This window comes from Pseudomonas sp. Marseille-QA0892, assembly GCF_054950135.1.
In genome coordinates this window covers 1,673,261-1,687,968 of record NZ_CM143104.1, presented here as the reverse complement: position 1 = coordinate 1,687,968, position 14,708 = coordinate 1,673,261, and the positions used below count along the sequence as shown (strand labels likewise).

Genomic DNA, 14,708 nt, shown 5'->3' with positions numbered 1-14,708 from the left:
GGTTAGTGGCAAATGCAGGCGATTCAAGCCGCCGAATGCCTGCACCCGCCCGTGCGACGGCTCAGATGGCGCCTCTGGTTGCCTCTCCGTCAACCAGCCGCTGGATGCCGAGAGGATTCGCGTTTTTCAGCGGGTCCGGTAACAGCGCATCCGGACAGTTCTGGTAGCACACCGGTCGCAGGAAGCGGTCGATAGCGAGTGTCCCTACGGATGTCCCCCGTGGGTCGGACGTTGCGGGGTACGGCCCACCATGGACCATCGCATCACATACCTCGACGCCTGTCGGGTAGCCGTTGAACAGCACACGGCCGGCCTTTTGCTCCAGCAGCGCGAGCAGGTCACCCGCGCCGGACAGATCACTCTCCTCGCCAATGATGGTCGCCGTCAGCTGGCCCCGCAACGCACCTAGGCCACGCAGGAGTTCTGCACGGTCAGCCGCCTCGATGACAACCGTGGTCGGTCCGAATATCTCCTCCTGAAGTAGTTCGTCTCCCTCGAGCAGTAACGCCATGTCTGCCTGAAACACATGAGCCGACGCCTGGTTCCCGTCTTCCGCCTTTTTACCAGCGATGCCGCGGGCCCCCGCGTGCGCTTCCATCGTGGCCAGCCCGCGCCGGTAGCTTTTTAGCGTACCGGCGTTGAGCATCGTCTGCGGTGGTTGCTCTTCCATGGTCGCCACGAAACGCTCAAGGAACGCAGTAAATTCGGGTGAACGAATCCCGATCACCATGCCCGGATTCGTACAGAACTGGCCGCAGCCCATCGTGACCGAAGCGGTCAGTTCATTGGCAATGTTTGGCCCACGAGCCTTCAACGCTTCGGGCAGTAGGACGACCGGATTGATCGAACTCATCTCTGCGAATACGGGGATGGGCGTAGGCCGCGCGGCGGCCATGTCGCATAAAGCACGTCCACCCTTCAGCGAACCCGTGAACCCTACGGCTTGGATTTCCGGGTGTTTCACGAGGGCCTCGCCCACGCCGGAGCCGTACACCATGTTGAATACGCCGTCAGGCATCGCGGTCTTTCTCGCAGCGCGCATGACAGCATCCGCGACATACTCCGCCGTACCCATATGCCCACTGTGTGCCTTGAACACTACGGGGCAACCAGCAGCCAAGGCGGCCGCGGTGTCTCCGCCCGCGGTCGAAAAGGCCAATGGAAAGTTGGACGCGCCGAACACGGCGACCGGACCAATGCCCAGCCTGCACTGTCTCAGATCGACCCGCGGCAGTGGCTTACGGTCCGGTAACGCGCGATCTATGCGCGCGCCATAAAAATCGCCGCGACGCAGCACCTCCGCGAACAGTCGCATCTGCCCGCTCGTTCGCGCGCGCTCGCCTTTGATGCGCGCCGCTGGGAGCGCCGTTTCGCGTGTCACCAGCTCGACGAAGTCTTCGCCCAGCGCATCCAGTTCGTCGGCAATGGCCGTGAGGAACGCTGCTCGTTTCTCCGACGGATGAGCTCGATAAACCGCGTAGGCTGACGCAGCCGCTTTAGCCGCCGCATCGACTTCTTCATGGGTTGCTTGCGCAAACGAAAAGGGCAGTGCCTCCCCCGTCGTTGCGTCGAAACTCTTGACGGTTTCGGATCCGGCGGCACTTCGTGCACCACCAATATAGTTGTGGCCCAGGATCTCAGGCATTTCATTTCCTCTCTTCAGTGCCGTTCAAGCGGCACGTGCGCATTAACCAAGACGCCCGGGCAAGCAGCGGTTGGTGCAGCGGTTTTCTTGATAGGGCTGGGCCTACGCTGCCGCAGCCCTATCATTCAGAGCGACTTGACTCCGCCCGGCTGCGTCGCGACGGCATGTACCCGTATACCGTTACGCAATGGCTCGCCGAATGCCTCGAGCGAAATCTCGAACGTGTCGCCAGGCTGAGCTTTCACGCCATCGGCAAAGGACAATGTGGCCGTCCCGAAGAAATGTACGTGCGCGTCTCCGGGACGTAGGAACTGCGCATATTTGAAGTGGTGATATTCGAGGTTCTCCAGGCTGTGGCACATATTGTCCTCGCCTGACAGGAACTCTTTCTCCCAAAGCGTTTCGCCGTTGCGCAGGATGCGGCTGGTGCCGGCCAAATGCCGCGGTAACTCGCCAACCAGTAGCTCCGGACCGAACGCGCAATACCGAAGTTTGGAATGTGCCAGATAGAGGTAGTTCTTGCGCTCGGTGACATGGTCCGAAAACTCATTACCGAGCGCGAAGCCGATGCGGTAAGGCTTACCGTCATCGCCTATGACGTACAGGCCCGTCAGCTCGGGCTCTTCGCCGAAGTCCTCCGCAAACTCGGGGACCGGGAAATCCTCGCCGGGGCGAACCACGATGCTGCCATCGCCCTTGTAGAACCATTCGGGCTGCGCGCCCACCTCACCGGCCGCGGGCCGTCCGCCATCGAGCCCCCAGCGGAACATTTGCATGGTATCGGTGACGTTCTCGTCGACCGCAGCTTGCTGATGCATCTTGTCTCGCGTAGACGCGCTCCCCAGGTGGGTCAGGCCGGTACCACTGACCAAGCAATGCGCGTGGTCTGGATGATCCAGTGGCGGCAATACGCGGTTGGCATCCAGCAGGTCACGGTAGCGCGGCCCAGGCCCAACACCCAGGGACTCGACCTGTGCAACAAGACCGACCCCGCTACGGATGGCCATCAGGGCCAGTTCTCGTACCGTGGCCACCCCATTGACGATCCCCAGCTGGTCGCCGTCGACAACGCCTACGTGACGCTCGCCTTGCTCATTCTCAAACTGCACCAATCGCATAAAGAGTCCTTGTTCTTATGGCTGCGGGCATACCGCGTACCCCTTCACTTTAAAAACCCTGCGGATTGCTGCCTAATGACGGCTCCTGATTGAGCGATAACCTCCCCTTATCACCATGCTTTCCTCCCTGAACGCTATCGTTTCGCGGCTTCGGCTCAAGCACCTTCGGCTGCTCATCGCGCTGGACGAACAGGGCTCGCTGCATCGAGCGGCGCAGTTGGTTTCCATCAGCCAACCCGGCGCTACCAAAGCGCTGCACGACATCGAAGCCGCGTTTGGTGCCAGCCTGTTCGTGCGTAGTAACCAGGGCCTTCAGGCCAATGACCTTGGTCGCTGCGTAATCCGCTGTGCGCGCTTGATCCACAGTGACCTTGCGCATCTGCGTGAGGAAATGGTCGGTATTCTCGAAGGCCAGGGTGGGCGTCTATCGGTGGGTGTGATCATGGGCGCCGTCCCCTTGCTCACTCAAATGGTCAAAAGGCTGCGGCAGAGCCAGCCGGCCCTTTCGATCGAGATCGTAGAAGACACAAGCGCACGGCTCCTTGCTCTGTTGGACGAAGGCAGGCTCGACCTCGCCATCTGCCGCAGCACAGTGAGCCGTCGGCCCGACGCCTATGATTGCCTGGCGTTGCATGACGAGGCCGTAGAGATCGTGGCGCATCCCGAACATCCGCTGGCAGCTCGAGGCGATGTCACCATAGAAGCGCTGGCAGAGCACAGCTGGGTCACCTACCCCATCGGCATGCCCATGAGGCTATTGCTCGAGCGCGAGTTTGCGGCGGCCGGCCTCGACGTACCCCGATACGGGATCGAGACCGCCTCCACATTCACGATGCTCTCGCTGCTGAATGAAGATCCAACGCTCCTGGCACTCGTGCCGTCAAAGGTGGCGACATTCGGTATCGAGTTCGGCTTGGTGAAACGTGTGCCATTCACGATTGCCGCCAGAAATGAACCCTACGGTGTCATCGTCAGGCGCGGCGTACCACTGTCGCCACCCGCAGAATTGTTGATGCGGGAACTGGCAGAACTCGGTTCGTACACCTGATTTCCCTCGGCGTTCGGACTACCGGGCCGTCTGGTGGTCAACAAGCAAGCCCCGTCCCGCCAGATTCGCCATCAGCGCGCCGATGCCAAACGTCCATGGCGAGACTCGGTTGCTGTGATTCACACGATTATGCAGGGTGCCCAGGAACGCATTCGATATGCTGACGTGGTCGCCCAGCTTGTGTGTGAACCCACCACCAGGGTGATCGCGGTCCTCGGTCGGGGCAAAAAGGGTCCCGAGGAAGAGCAAGAAACCGTCGGGATACTGGTGGTCGGCGTTTAGGGTTTGCCGCGCCAGATCCAGCGGATCTCGGCTGATCTGACTCATCGAGCTACGCCCTTTAAGGACGAAGCCGTCCTGACCCTCAACGCACAGATCCACTTCTGCATTACGGACGTCGTCCATGCCAAAGCTGTCGTCAAAGAGCCGAATGAAGGGCCCGATGGCGCAGGAGCCATTGTTGTCCTTTGCCTTGCTCAGCAACAACGCGCTTCTCCCCTCGAAATCGCGAAGATTGACGTCGTTCCCCAGCGTCGCGCCTACCACGTCCCCTCGAGAGTTCACCACGAGAACCACCTCAGGCTCCGGGTTGTTCCACTCCGATTTGGGATGTATGCCGATCTCCGTACCACTGCCAACCGAGGCAAGGACCGGCGCTTTGGTAAAGATCTCGGCGTCCGGGCCAATGCCTACTTCCAGGTATTGCGACCATAGGCCTTGATCGATAAGCACCTGCTTGAGCGCGCTGGCACTGTCCGAGCCCGGCTTGACGGCTCGCAGGTTATCGCCGATTACAGCCTGCACCTTTGCACGGATTTCTTCGGCCTTCTGGGGATCGCCGCCGGCCCGTTCTTCGATGACGCGTTCGACCATGCTGGATGCGAATGTGACACCCGCCGCCTTGACCACCTGCAGGTCCGCTGGCGCCAGCAGCCGCGGCAGTGACCCATCATGCTCCTCGCCACTATTGCCCAGCAGTGCTTCCACGCTACAGACGGTCGCACCTTCGATACGCCGAAGCGCTTCGGCAAGGTTGGGGATCTCGAAGAGCGATGAAAGCGTAGGCGCGAGCGCGGTGAGGTCGTGGATGCCGTCTTCGCTCAGCAGGATCGGTGAAGGTCCCGCGCCCGGGAGCCAGGCGCGGCCGACTAGCAATCCGGTGAAGCCATCCTGCGGCAGTGTGTTTTCGACGGTGAGAGAAAGAGGCTTCGGCATTGAATTATTGTCCTTATCTGCGGATACATGCCTCTGGCCAGGAATCAGGACGTGCGTAGAGATCGGCCAGGGGCTATGCGACCATAGCCAGCGCACGGCGCAGCCATCCAATGACAATTCCTCAAGGAGCGATATGGATCCGTTATCGGACGATGCAAGCGGATACAAGCGCACCCACGTGCATCGGCCCGCGCTGCAGAACTGGCTTCGCCTACGGCATCTGGTGCTGATCGATACCCTGGGCCGAACCGCCAACATGCATTCCACCGCGGAGCGGATGGGGCTGAGTCAACCTGCGGTCAGCAAGATGCTTCGAGATATCGAACAGTTGCTGGGTGTGCCCCTGTTCGATCGGAGGCCGCGTGAGTTGGTGCCAACGGAACTCGGCGCGGTGGTCATCGAATTTGCACGCCGCACGCTCAACGACTGCACCCGGTTCGACCGAGAACTGGAGAACCTGCGACGCGGGGGCTTCGGCCAACTCCGGGTAGGCGCCATCTTTGCTGCAACGGCCAGCGCACTACCTGAGGCTATCCTCAAGCTGAAGCAGGAGCGCCCCCTGTTATCGGTGGAACTGGTAGAGCAAACCAGCGATTACCTGCTTGCGATGCTTGAACACAAGGAATTGGACCTCGTGGTGGGGCGATATACGAACCCACTGCAGCAAAGGCTGTTCAGTTACGAACCGCTCTACCATGAGCCCTTTGTACTGACGGCAGCAGCAGGCCATCCGCTTCAGGGGCAGGCAGGTATCTCAGCAGACGAACTACGTCGTTGGCCATGGGTTCTTTACCCGCCGAATACACCCCTTCGGCGGATGCTCGAGCAGGCGTTCGGCGATCACAAGCTGGCCCTGCCCGACAACAGCCTGGATACCACGTCCGTGCAAACGACGCTGCGCGTGCTTGAAAAAAGCCAGGCAATTGCCCTTTTGCCGGAGACTATCATCGACGAACAGCTAAGCAGTGGCCGGCTATGCAGGCTCAACGCGGAGCTTCAGTTGGCTACCCTGGGCTACGGGCTGCTGATCCCTATTGATCAGCCGCTGTCGCCCAACGCAGAGGCTTTCGCCCGAATTCTCCGTGATCTTGCCGGAACGCTTGATAGCAATAACCCCATGTTATAGCCCGATGAAAAAGGATCATTAGACATGGCGGGAGCGGCCACCTAATTTCGGGTTGCGTGTGGCTGTGCGCTCCCTCATGGAAGACGCGACGCGACAAGCTCCGGCTCTGCGATTCAATCGCGGCCCGACCGGATCACTAACAATAATTTCAATAGGTGACAGTCGATGCATACAAAAGACCGTAAGGGTCGGCCCTTCCTTCTGCGCCCGCTGAAAGCACTACTGCTTTCCTCCCTCTTCACGTCTCCATTGGCATTCGCAGACTACCCCGAGCGACCAATACAGCTGATCGTCCCCTGGGCAGCGGGCGGCGGAAGCGACGCCGCTGCTCGTGGCATCGCCGCGGCACTGGAGAAAGAGCTGGGCACGACGATCAACGTGGTCAATCGACCTGGCGGCGGCGGTGTGGTCGGCCACACGGCGATGGCCAGTGCACGGCCGGATGGTTATACGCTCGGCTTCATCACCGGCGAGCTGAACATGCTGCATTGGCAGGGCCTCACGAAAATTACCCGGGAGGACTTCACGCCGCTTGCCTTGACTAACTATGACTACGCCGGGGTTCAAATCTCTGCGGCTGCACCCTACCAGAACGTGGGCGAGTTACTGGCAGCGATCAAGGAAAAGCCCAAGGGTACGTTCAGTGCTTCCGGCACAGGTATGGGCGGCATCTGGCACGTTGCATTCGCCGGGTTGCTGCTCGACCAGGGCATCGCCCCTGACCACGTGCGCTGGATTCCGAGCCAAGGAGCAGCGCCAGCGATGGTAGAACTCGCGGCGGGCAACCTGGAGATCGTACCCTCCTCCGTCCCGGAAGCACGCTCGATGATCGACGCCGGGAAGGCGAAGGGCCTCGCCGTGCTATCGCCGGAACGCAACCCGGCATTCCCTGATATTCCAACCATCAAGGAAAGTATCGGTAGCGAATATTCGCTGGGCGAATGGCGAGGCGTAGCAGGCCCCAAAGGCATGGACCCTGCGATCGTGGAAAGGCTGGGTACCGCTCTCGAAGCGGCGTACAAGAGCGACACGTATCAGCAGTACATGAGCAAGCAAGGGTTCGGAATGGAATGGCGTAACCCGACGGACTTCAAAACCTTCCTCGAGGAAAACGATGCCTACATGGGCGGCATCATCGAGAAGATTGGCATGAAGAAATAAAGCAGCTGGCCGTGTCGCCAAGTGACCCTGGCGACACGCTTTTCTTCACGTCCAAGACGGGGCTTGAATCCATGAAGGATCTGATTCTAGGACTAGCGTTCGCAGCGCTGGGCGTCGCCGTCATCGTCATGGCGCGTTCGTTCGATGCGATTGGTGGTATGCAGTATGGCGCCGATCTATTCCCGACGTTGATTGGTTTCGGGATGGTTGGCGGAGGCATATGGCTTAGCGCCACGTCGGTGCGACAGATCATCCGCACGCACGCCAATAGCCAGGCGGCTATACCTTTCGAATTTCCTTCGCTCGCCGTCGTACTGCCCGTGCTGGTTGTGGTGGGCTACATCTTCGTCGTCGATCTGCTTGGAACCGCCGCCACGCTCGCCTTGGGGATGTTCGTACTGTTTCGCGTCCGCGGCGTGAAGACGCTGCTCTCGGCGTCGCTTGCCGTAGCCGCTGCCATTCTCATCACGCTCGCTTTCACACGACTGCTATCGGTGCCATTGCCGCTCGGCCCACTGGGCATCTGAGGAGTTTTACATGGCAGAAATCCTGGACGGCATGCTGCTGGTCTTCAACCTTCAAACGATGCTGGTCATAGTTGTCGCTGCCGTATTCGGCGTGTTCGTAGGAGCCGTTCCCGGTCTCTCCGCAACGATGGCAGTGGCGCTGTTGGTGCCGATCACGTTTTACATGGAGCCGACGGCTGCGATCGCGGCAATCATCACGACCGCCGCCATGGCCATCTTTGCCGGCGACATACCCGGGGCATACCTGAACATACCGGGAACGCCGGCGTCTGCAGCGTATGTGACCGACGCCCATGCCCTCGCACGTCAGGGTCGCGTCCGCGAGTGCCTTGGCACCAATCTCATTTGCTCCGTGATCGGAGGGCTTGCGGGCACCCTCGTCCTTATCATGGTGGCGCCTTCGCTTGCGGAGTTCGCGCTTAACTTCAGCTCGTTCGAATACTTCTGGCTCGCCGTGCTCGGGTTGAGTAGCGCCGTGTTCATCGCGCCGGGGTCCCCGGTCAAGGGCTTCCTGTCATTGATGCTAGGGCTGCTGCTCGCCACGGTAGGCCTCGATATGGTGACCGGTACGCCGCGCTTCACCTTCGAAATCCCGGACCTTATGGCAGGCGTCAATTTCATTCCGGTAATGATCGGCTGTTTCGCGCTCAATGAGGTCATGAAGCTATACGCCCGTCGCCAGAAAGACGGGCGCCACCCTGTCGAAAACGCCACGCTTCAGCAGTCAGGTAGTGTGTTTGGGAAGGTACCAGGCAACCTGGCGAAGTACTGGCGCAACCTCACCCGCGGCAGCACGCTTGGCGTCCTGATCGGCGCCCTCCCCGGCGCAGGCGCGGATATTGCGGCATGGATTTCCTATGCCATCAGCAAAAAGCGATCCAAGGCCCCCGAGACCTATGGCAAGGGCAATATGGAAGGTATCGTCGATGCCAGCTCGGCGAACAACGCCGGGATATGCGGTGCCTGGGTTCCTGCACTGGTCTTCGGTATTCCTGGCGACTCGATCACGGCCATTGTGATCGGTGTGCTTTACATGAAGGGAATGAACCCTGGGCCGACCATCTTTCTGGATAACGCAGAGATGGCCTACGGACTGTTCACTGCGTTCTTCGTGGCCAACCTCATTCTTATCCCGATTGGCTATCTGGCCATCCGAAGCGCACACGTTTTCGCCGTCACCCCGGCCAAGCTACTGATGCCGATCATCCTGGCGTTCTGCATTGTCGGTGCCTTTGCCATCAACAATTCGGTAGCGGATATCTGGATCATGCTCGCGTGTGGTGTCGTTGCGTACCTGCTGGCGAACTCGGACTTTCCCATCGCACCGGCCATCCTCGGTCTGGTACTCGGCAATATCCTGGAGACCAATTTCATGACCTCCATGATGAGGTCGAATGGCAATTTCCTGGCCTTCTTCGAACGGCCCATCAGCGCGACCCTGGGTGCGCTGGTCATCCTGATCCTGTTGTTTCCGGTACTGTCACGCGGTTGGCTGAGATACCGTCGGCGGCACACCCCATTAGCCCATGAATAGAGGGAACGCCTGAATGACTGTCGTAGATGCCGCTGGACTGGAGAACCTGATCTACCGCTTGTTCGCAGAGGCTGGGGCAGAAGAGGATGTCGCGTCGACGGTCACTCGCATACTCCTCGAAGGCGATCTGATGGGGCATCACACGCATGGCGTGAAGCTGGCTCAGGGCTACCTCAAGGATATCCGTAGCGGCCATGCGAAGACGGATGCAGCGTCGTTGCACATCGTTAGCCAGACACCTGTCGTTGTGCAGTACGACGCCAACTACCTGTTAGGCCCCTACAGTGTGGAATGCGCGTTGACCTCCGCCGCGGCCGCGGCAGAGGTTTATGGAATCGGGGTCGCGAATATCCGTCGCTCTCACCATATCGCGTGCCTTGCCGCTTATTTGAAGCCCTATACCGATCGAGGCCTGATGCCAATCATCTATACCTCCGATCCCGCAGTGGCCTCCGTCGCACCGTTTGGTGGACTCGATCCGGTGTACACACCAAACCCTATCGCCATCGGTATTCCTAATGGTGATGAGCCGATCCTGATAGACGTGAGCATGTCGAACGTCACCAACGGCCTGGTAAACAAGGCGCGCGCCACCGGCGGTCAGCTCGACCATGCGACGTTGCTCGACAACCAGGGCGCGCTGACCCGAGACCCCAATGCGCTCTTTTCGACCCCTCCGGGAAGCATCCTCCCTCTGGGCGGTCTCGAGTTCGGACACAAGGGCTTTGCGCTTGGCGCCATGGTTGAAGCGCTGACGGCGGGGCTGGGTGGGTTCGGCCGTCGCGATGCGCCCAGCGGCTGGGGTGCGGCTGTTTGCGTGATGGTTCTTGACCCGCGCCACTTTGGAGGCCTGGACGCATTCGAGGGCGAAATGAGCCATTTCGTCGAGCGCTGCCGCGCCAGCCGACCAAGAACGCCGGGACAGCCGGTCCGCCTCCCGGGCCATGCTGGTCTTCAGCGCCGGGAACGATATCGCAAGGAAGGCATACCACTGCCTAACGACGTGATCGACGCTGTACGGGGTGCAGCGACCGATGCGGGGATTGAGTGCACCGTCTAACGTAGCCGCTCGAACGGGTCGGGAAGACGCAACACGCGAATGGCCCGCCTATAGCAAGGTGTCGAGCCGCTTCGGCAGGCAAGCTTGCCGGGATGGCCGCCCTAGGCCATCCCGGCATTGATCACCGCTCCAGTACCGGCTCGGCTGCATCGTGGAGCGCCTGCGCCTTTGCCTGCCACGCCGGGGCGTGGATCAATTCGGGCGTCAGTTCGCTCAGATTCGAGCACCCGAGCAGCCCTACGGTCCGGTCCAACTCGGTACGCAGTATGTCTATGGCGTGACTCGCGCCCGGCCCCTTGCCTGCAGCAAGGCCGTAAAGGCCTGCCCTCCCTATCAGCACGCCGTCAGCACCAAGAAGCAAAGCCTTGGCGATATCACTGCCGCGGCGAAAGCCTCCGTCCAGGAAGACCTGCATCCGACCGCGTGCGATCTGGGCAACGTCAGGAAGGGTTTCCATGGCAGAGACCGCGCCATCAAGCTGGCGGCCGCCATGATTCGAAAGCACCAGCCCGTCCACGCCATAATTCAGCGCGATGTGTGCGTCGGCTGGATGCATGATGCCCTTGACGATGAGTTTGCCTTTCCAGATGTCGCGCAGCCAGGCGATATCCTCCCACGCCAGCGTCGGGTCCAATTCCGCTGCAAGGGCACTGGCAGCCCCTTTTACAGAGTCCTGGCCGGGCTTCAATAGATCCCCGAGGTTTTTGAATCTCGGCACACCGTGCGGGACGAGAACATCCCAGATCCACTCCGGATGAAGGGCAGTGTCCAACCGGTTCCGAAAGTCGAGCTTGAGCGGACGAATATAGTTGCGGCGATCCCACTCACGATTTCCGAAGATCGCGCTGTCGGTCGTAACCATGATCGCCTCGAGGCCTAGCCGGGATACCCGCTCTACGAGCTTGGCCACGTGGTCACGGGTCCGATAGAGGTAGATCTGCATCCACGCCCGCACGCCTTCGACCGCCGCGATATCCTCGATGGCTATGGTGGACGCGTTGCTCAATACGAATGGAATGCCAGCCTTGGCGGCCGCCTCCGCCAGACGCAGATCGCCCTGATGCGTCAGCAACCCATTGAAACCAGTCGGCCCGATCATGAAGGGCAGCGCCGACTCGACACCGAAGAAATCGCGACGAAGATCGCGTGCCCCAACGGACCGTAGCGTTCGTGGCTGCAGCGTGATGGCCTCGAAAATGGACCGGTTGCGCCGGAGGGTAAATTCATCATCGGCGCCGCCTTCGAGATACTCGAAGGAAAAGTTGGGGAGGCGGCGTCGGGCGATCTCGCGCAGCTCTTCTATATTCTGGGCACGACGATAGTCCCGGCCGGGATAAAGCCTTCTCTTGATCATGCTTTGCTCGAAAGGAGTCGGCGGCGTTGCCGCCGGTTGGTCAGGTACGGGGGGACCAGGTCACAACATGCTGACGTTGCTCGCCCAGGCTGGAGATGGACAGCTGCATCACGTCACCGGCTGCCAGGAACCGGGGCGGCTGCATGCCGGCTCCCACACCCGGAGGGGTTCCGGTACAAATCAGGTCGCCCGGTTCGAGCGTCATGAACTGGCTGATGTAACTCACAATCTCGTCAACGCCGAAGACCATGGTTCGCGTATTGCCCTTCTGGCAGATCTCACCATTCACCGATAGCTGCAGATCAAGATCCCGGACATCCTTGATTTCGTCGGCGGTCACCAACCAGGGGCCGATCGGCGCGAAGGTGTCACAGCCCTTGCCCTTGTCCCAGGTACCGCCTCTTTCAAGCTGAAAGGCACGCTCCGATACATCGTTGACGATGCAGTATCCGAAGACGTGCTCCAGCGCAGCGGCACGATCGACGTAGCTCGCCCGCTTGCCAATCACGATGCCCAACTCGACTTCCCAGTCGGTCTTCTGCGAATCCCGAGGCAGCATGACCTCGTCAAACGGACCATTGATCGCACTGATTGCCTTCGTGAAGAGGACCGGCTCGCTGGGCACCGGAAGGCCTGACTCCTTGGCATGATCGGCGTAATTCAGGCCGACGCAGATGATCTTGCCGATGGCTCCCCAAGGGGTTCCAAGCCGGGGGTTACCTTCGACGATCGGAAGCGTGTTCAACTTGCTCGCGTCAAAGGCGCTCAGACGCCCCGTCGCCAGATCCGCCCCGGTGATGTCCGGCAGGAGGCTGGAAAGGTCTCGAATATTTCCCTGAGCATCCAGCGCACCAGGCTTTTCCTGGCCCTTGGTGCCGTATCTAACGAACTTCATTTGTCGCCCTCCCCGGCTCGAACGCGCACCTGGTTGATCTCGCCCAGGACATCAAAAAGATGAGGTACATATTTGTCCCCGTGGCCGAGGCTCTTTGCGAGCAGGAACGTCTGGTAGACAGACTCTGCGACGATGCCTGTAGACGGCGAGCTTTTGGCCAGCTGGGTGTAGTAGCGCATGTCCTTTTCGCAATTGGCGATCGCGAACCGCTGGCCGGAATCATCGCCGCTCAGCACGAACGGGATGATCCGTTCGAACGTCCGGCTATATCCACCGCTGAGACTGCAAATGTCGGCAAACGCAGCCAGGTCGATGTGATTCTTAGCCGCCGCGGTGAACGCTTCGGCAAGAATGGCTGCGTTCCCTTGCGCGATGAAATTGTGGATGACCTTGGCTTTGTGGCCTGACCCGACGGGGCCAAGGTGGTGCAGGGTTTCAGAAAACGTTTCCAGGATCGGACGAACCTGGGCCAGCAAATCAGGGTCGCCACCGGCGAGAACGTTCAGACGCCCCTCAGCCGCTTCCTTGGGCGTCCGATTGACCGGCGTATCCAGGTAGCCAGCTCCCGTTGCCGCTACCGCAGCGGCGATGGCAGCTGTCTGGCTCGGATCACCTGTACTGCAGTCGACCACGATTTTGCCCTGCCCCAGCCCTTCGAGAAGGCCGCCATCGGCATTCAGCACCTCAAGTACTTCCTTCGAGCCCGGAAGGCAGAGCAGGATCACGTCTGATTCACGGGCAAGCGCAGCCGCAGAGCCAGCCTCTTTCGCACCGGCTGCGACCAGCGCTTCGAGTGGTTCGCGATTGCGATTGGCGATCGCATTCAACGGGTAGCCATTACGCAGGATATGCCCCGCCATGGCACGCCCCATTAGCCCAAGGCCAACAAACCCCACCTTCAAATCTTTCATGGAACAGTCCTCGCGTGGTTGGCGGCCAGGCTGGCCCGGCCGCCGAGGTGATTACTGGCTGTCGCGTACCTTCTGGATCTCAGCCATCACCTCGCCGACCAGATCGGGGCCATACTCTTGAGTGAAACGCTCGGTAACGGGCTTGAGGTGCTCACGCATCCGCTCGATCTCCTCGGGCGCAACGTCGTTCACCTGCATCCCGGCATCGGTCAGGGCCTTACGCGAGGTGACGTCCATCTCACGCGACACCTTGCGCTCGTAGGCCTGCGCCTCGGTCGCCGCCTCGCGCACCAGCTGACGCTCGGTTTCATTGAGCTTGTCCCAGGTCTTCTTGCTGAAGATCGCAACGAGTGGGTCGTAGAAGTGCCCCGTCAGGGACTCATACTTCTGTACCTCGTAGAACTTCGACGTCTCGACGGCGGCCAAGGGGTTTTCCTGACCGTCGACCGTGCCGGTCTCAAGCGCGGTGTACAGTTCGGTAAAGGACATCGGTACCGGGTTGGCGCCGAGTGCCTTGAAGGTTTCGATGGCGGTGGGGATCTGTTGGACGCGGATCTTCAGGCCCTTGAGGTCTTCAAGTGTTTTGATCGGGCGTGCGTTGTTGGAGACATGGCGAAAGCCGTGGTCCCAATATCCAAGGCCGATCAAGCCATGCGGTGGCAGGCGGTCCAGCAACTTCTGCCCTACCTCGCCGTCCAGAACCGCATCGACTTCCTGGGAGGTCTGGAACAGGAACGGCATGCCGTACAGGCCAAACCCCTTTTCAATTCCGGTGAGCAGACCGGGCGTCACCAGTGTCATGTCGACCGTCCCGCCCTGCAGTGACGAGATGACCTGGGTATCGCCGCCCAACGTGCCACTGGCGAAGACCATGACCTTCATCTTTCCGTCGCTCTTCTCCTTCATCAGCTCGGAGAACTTCTGAGCGCCCAGGCCGTGCGGGTGGTTCTTGGCCTGCACGAAGGCAATCTTGAAGTTGTGGCGGTTTATCTCTTCGGCGGCGTTGCTGGCAGAAGAGAACATCAGAGCTGAACAGAGCAGTGCAGTAAGCGCTTTAGGGATCATTTTCACGACAGCTTCCTCTTGTTATTGGTGTCTTTCATTTGATCAGGTA

General features: G+C 60.3%; 13 protein-coding genes. 6 read left to right on the top strand and 7 right to left on the bottom strand.

The annotated features are described in order from the left end of the window. Positions 1-61: 61 nt before the first annotated feature. Positions 62-1,645: an aldehyde dehydrogenase (NADP(+)) gene (locus tag ACY8D3_RS07800; RefSeq protein WP_462383094.1), complete on the bottom strand. Its 1,584-nt coding sequence runs from the start codon at positions 1,643-1,645 to the stop codon at positions 62-64. Positions 1,646-1,770: 125 nt separating this feature from the next. Next, positions 1,771-2,763, bottom strand: a complete 993-nt coding sequence (gene araD1 / locus ACY8D3_RS07795) for an AraD1 family protein (protein ID WP_462383093.1) — start codon at positions 2,761-2,763, stop codon at positions 1,771-1,773. Positions 2,764-2,878: 115 nt separating this feature from the next. Between araD1 and ACY8D3_RS07790 the strand changes: the two genes are divergently transcribed. Then, positions 2,879-3,811 (top strand): LysR family transcriptional regulator, encoded by a 933-nt coding sequence (locus tag ACY8D3_RS07790; protein WP_462383091.1) that lies wholly within the window; start codon positions 2,879-2,881, stop codon positions 3,809-3,811. A gap of 18 nt (positions 3,812-3,829) precedes the next feature. Here ACY8D3_RS07790 and ACY8D3_RS07785 read toward each other — a convergent pair whose 3' ends face one another. Continuing rightward, a complete protein-coding gene (locus tag ACY8D3_RS07785; RefSeq protein WP_462383089.1) occupies positions 3,830-5,026 on the bottom strand; it encodes a fumarylacetoacetate hydrolase family protein in 1,197 nt (398 codons plus the stop codon). A gap of 133 nt (positions 5,027-5,159) precedes the next feature. Here ACY8D3_RS07785 and ACY8D3_RS07780 point away from each other — a divergent pair, with 133 nt between their 5' ends. From ACY8D3_RS07780 to ACY8D3_RS07760, 5 genes are all read left to right on the top strand, one after another. After that, positions 5,160-6,152, top strand: coding sequence for a LysR substrate-binding domain-containing protein (locus ACY8D3_RS07780; protein WP_462383088.1), 993 nt, complete (start codon positions 5,160-5,162; stop codon positions 6,150-6,152). 165 nt (positions 6,153-6,317) lie between these two features. Further along, positions 6,318-7,313 carry a tripartite tricarboxylate transporter substrate binding protein gene (locus ACY8D3_RS07775; protein ID WP_462383086.1) on the top strand — a complete coding sequence of 332 codons (996 nt, stop codon included), beginning with the start codon at positions 6,318-6,320 and terminating at the stop codon, positions 7,311-7,313. Positions 7,314-7,324: 11 nt separating this feature from the next. Continuing rightward, positions 7,325-7,840 carry a tripartite tricarboxylate transporter TctB family protein gene (locus tag ACY8D3_RS07770; RefSeq protein WP_462383084.1) on the top strand — a complete coding sequence of 172 codons (516 nt, stop codon included), beginning with the start codon at positions 7,325-7,327 and terminating at the stop codon, positions 7,838-7,840. A 10-nt stretch (positions 7,841-7,850) separates the two neighbouring features. Continuing rightward, positions 7,851-9,374: a tripartite tricarboxylate transporter permease gene (locus tag ACY8D3_RS07765; RefSeq protein ID WP_462383083.1), complete on the top strand. Its 1,524-nt coding sequence runs from the start codon at positions 7,851-7,853 to the stop codon at positions 9,372-9,374. Positions 9,375-9,387: 13 nt separating this feature from the next. Then, the gene (locus ACY8D3_RS07760) at positions 9,388-10,434 is read left to right on the top strand and encodes an Ldh family oxidoreductase (RefSeq protein WP_462383081.1); all 1,047 of its coding nucleotides are present in this window, start codon (positions 9,388-9,390) and stop codon (positions 10,432-10,434) included. Positions 10,435-10,555: 121 nt separating this feature from the next. Here ACY8D3_RS07760 and ACY8D3_RS07755 read toward each other — a convergent pair whose 3' ends face one another. Genes ACY8D3_RS07755 through ACY8D3_RS07740 form a run of 4 tightly spaced genes read right to left on the bottom strand, consistent with a single transcriptional unit; the run spans position 10,556 to position 14,659 of the window. After that, positions 10,556-11,788 (bottom strand): alpha-hydroxy acid oxidase, encoded by a 1,233-nt coding sequence (locus ACY8D3_RS07755; RefSeq protein ID WP_462383080.1) that lies wholly within the window; start codon positions 11,786-11,788, stop codon positions 10,556-10,558. A gap of 40 nt (positions 11,789-11,828) precedes the next feature. Further along, a complete protein-coding gene (locus tag ACY8D3_RS07750; protein ID WP_462383078.1) occupies positions 11,829-12,683 on the bottom strand; it encodes a fumarylacetoacetate hydrolase family protein in 855 nt (284 codons plus the stop codon). Continuing rightward, the gene (locus tag ACY8D3_RS07745; protein ID WP_462383076.1) at positions 12,680-13,594 is read right to left on the bottom strand and encodes an NAD(P)-dependent oxidoreductase; all 915 of its coding nucleotides are present in this window, start codon (positions 13,592-13,594) and stop codon (positions 12,680-12,682) included. The genes ACY8D3_RS07750 and ACY8D3_RS07745 overlap by 4 nt, the downstream gene beginning before the upstream one ends. Positions 13,595-13,645: 51 nt before the next feature. Next, a complete protein-coding gene (locus ACY8D3_RS07740) occupies positions 13,646-14,659 on the bottom strand; it encodes a TRAP transporter substrate-binding protein (RefSeq protein ID WP_462384290.1) in 1,014 nt (337 codons plus the stop codon). Positions 14,660-14,708: the final 49 nt, after the last annotated feature.

What these genes read in the sequence shown, in the direction of transcription:
- araD1 (WP_462383093.1), bottom strand. Translation starts at nt 2,763, where the DNA reads ATGCGATTGGTGCAGTTTGAGAATGAGCAAGGCGAGCGTCACGTAGGC.
- ACY8D3_RS07745 (WP_462383076.1), bottom strand. Translation starts at nt 13,594, where the DNA reads ATGAAAGATTTGAAGGTGGGGTTTGTTGGCCTTGGGCTAATGGGGCGT.
- ACY8D3_RS07740 (WP_462384290.1), bottom strand. Translation starts at nt 14,659, where the DNA reads ATGATCCCTAAAGCGCTTACTGCACTGCTCTGTTCAGCTCTGATGTTC.
- ACY8D3_RS07750 (WP_462383078.1), bottom strand. Translation starts at nt 12,683, where the DNA reads ATGAAGTTCGTTAGATACGGCACCAAGGGCCAGGAAAAGCCTGGTGCG.
- ACY8D3_RS07755 (WP_462383080.1), bottom strand. Translation starts at nt 11,788, where the DNA reads ATGATCAAGAGAAGGCTTTATCCCGGCCGGGACTATCGTCGTGCCCAG.
- ACY8D3_RS07765 (WP_462383083.1), top strand. Translation starts at nt 7,851, where the DNA reads ATGGCAGAAATCCTGGACGGCATGCTGCTGGTCTTCAACCTTCAAACG.
- ACY8D3_RS07780 (WP_462383088.1), top strand. Translation starts at nt 5,160, where the DNA reads ATGGATCCGTTATCGGACGATGCAAGCGGATACAAGCGCACCCACGTG.
- ACY8D3_RS07775 (WP_462383086.1), top strand. Translation starts at nt 6,318, where the DNA reads ATGCATACAAAAGACCGTAAGGGTCGGCCCTTCCTTCTGCGCCCGCTG.
- ACY8D3_RS07785 (WP_462383089.1), bottom strand. Translation starts at nt 5,026, where the DNA reads ATGCCGAAGCCTCTTTCTCTCACCGTCGAAAACACACTGCCGCAGGAT.
- ACY8D3_RS07760 (WP_462383081.1), top strand. Translation starts at nt 9,388, where the DNA reads ATGACTGTCGTAGATGCCGCTGGACTGGAGAACCTGATCTACCGCTTG.
- ACY8D3_RS07790 (WP_462383091.1), top strand. Translation starts at nt 2,879, where the DNA reads ATGCTTTCCTCCCTGAACGCTATCGTTTCGCGGCTTCGGCTCAAGCAC.
- ACY8D3_RS07800 (WP_462383094.1), bottom strand. Translation starts at nt 1,645, where the DNA reads ATGCCTGAGATCCTGGGCCACAACTATATTGGTGGTGCACGAAGTGCC.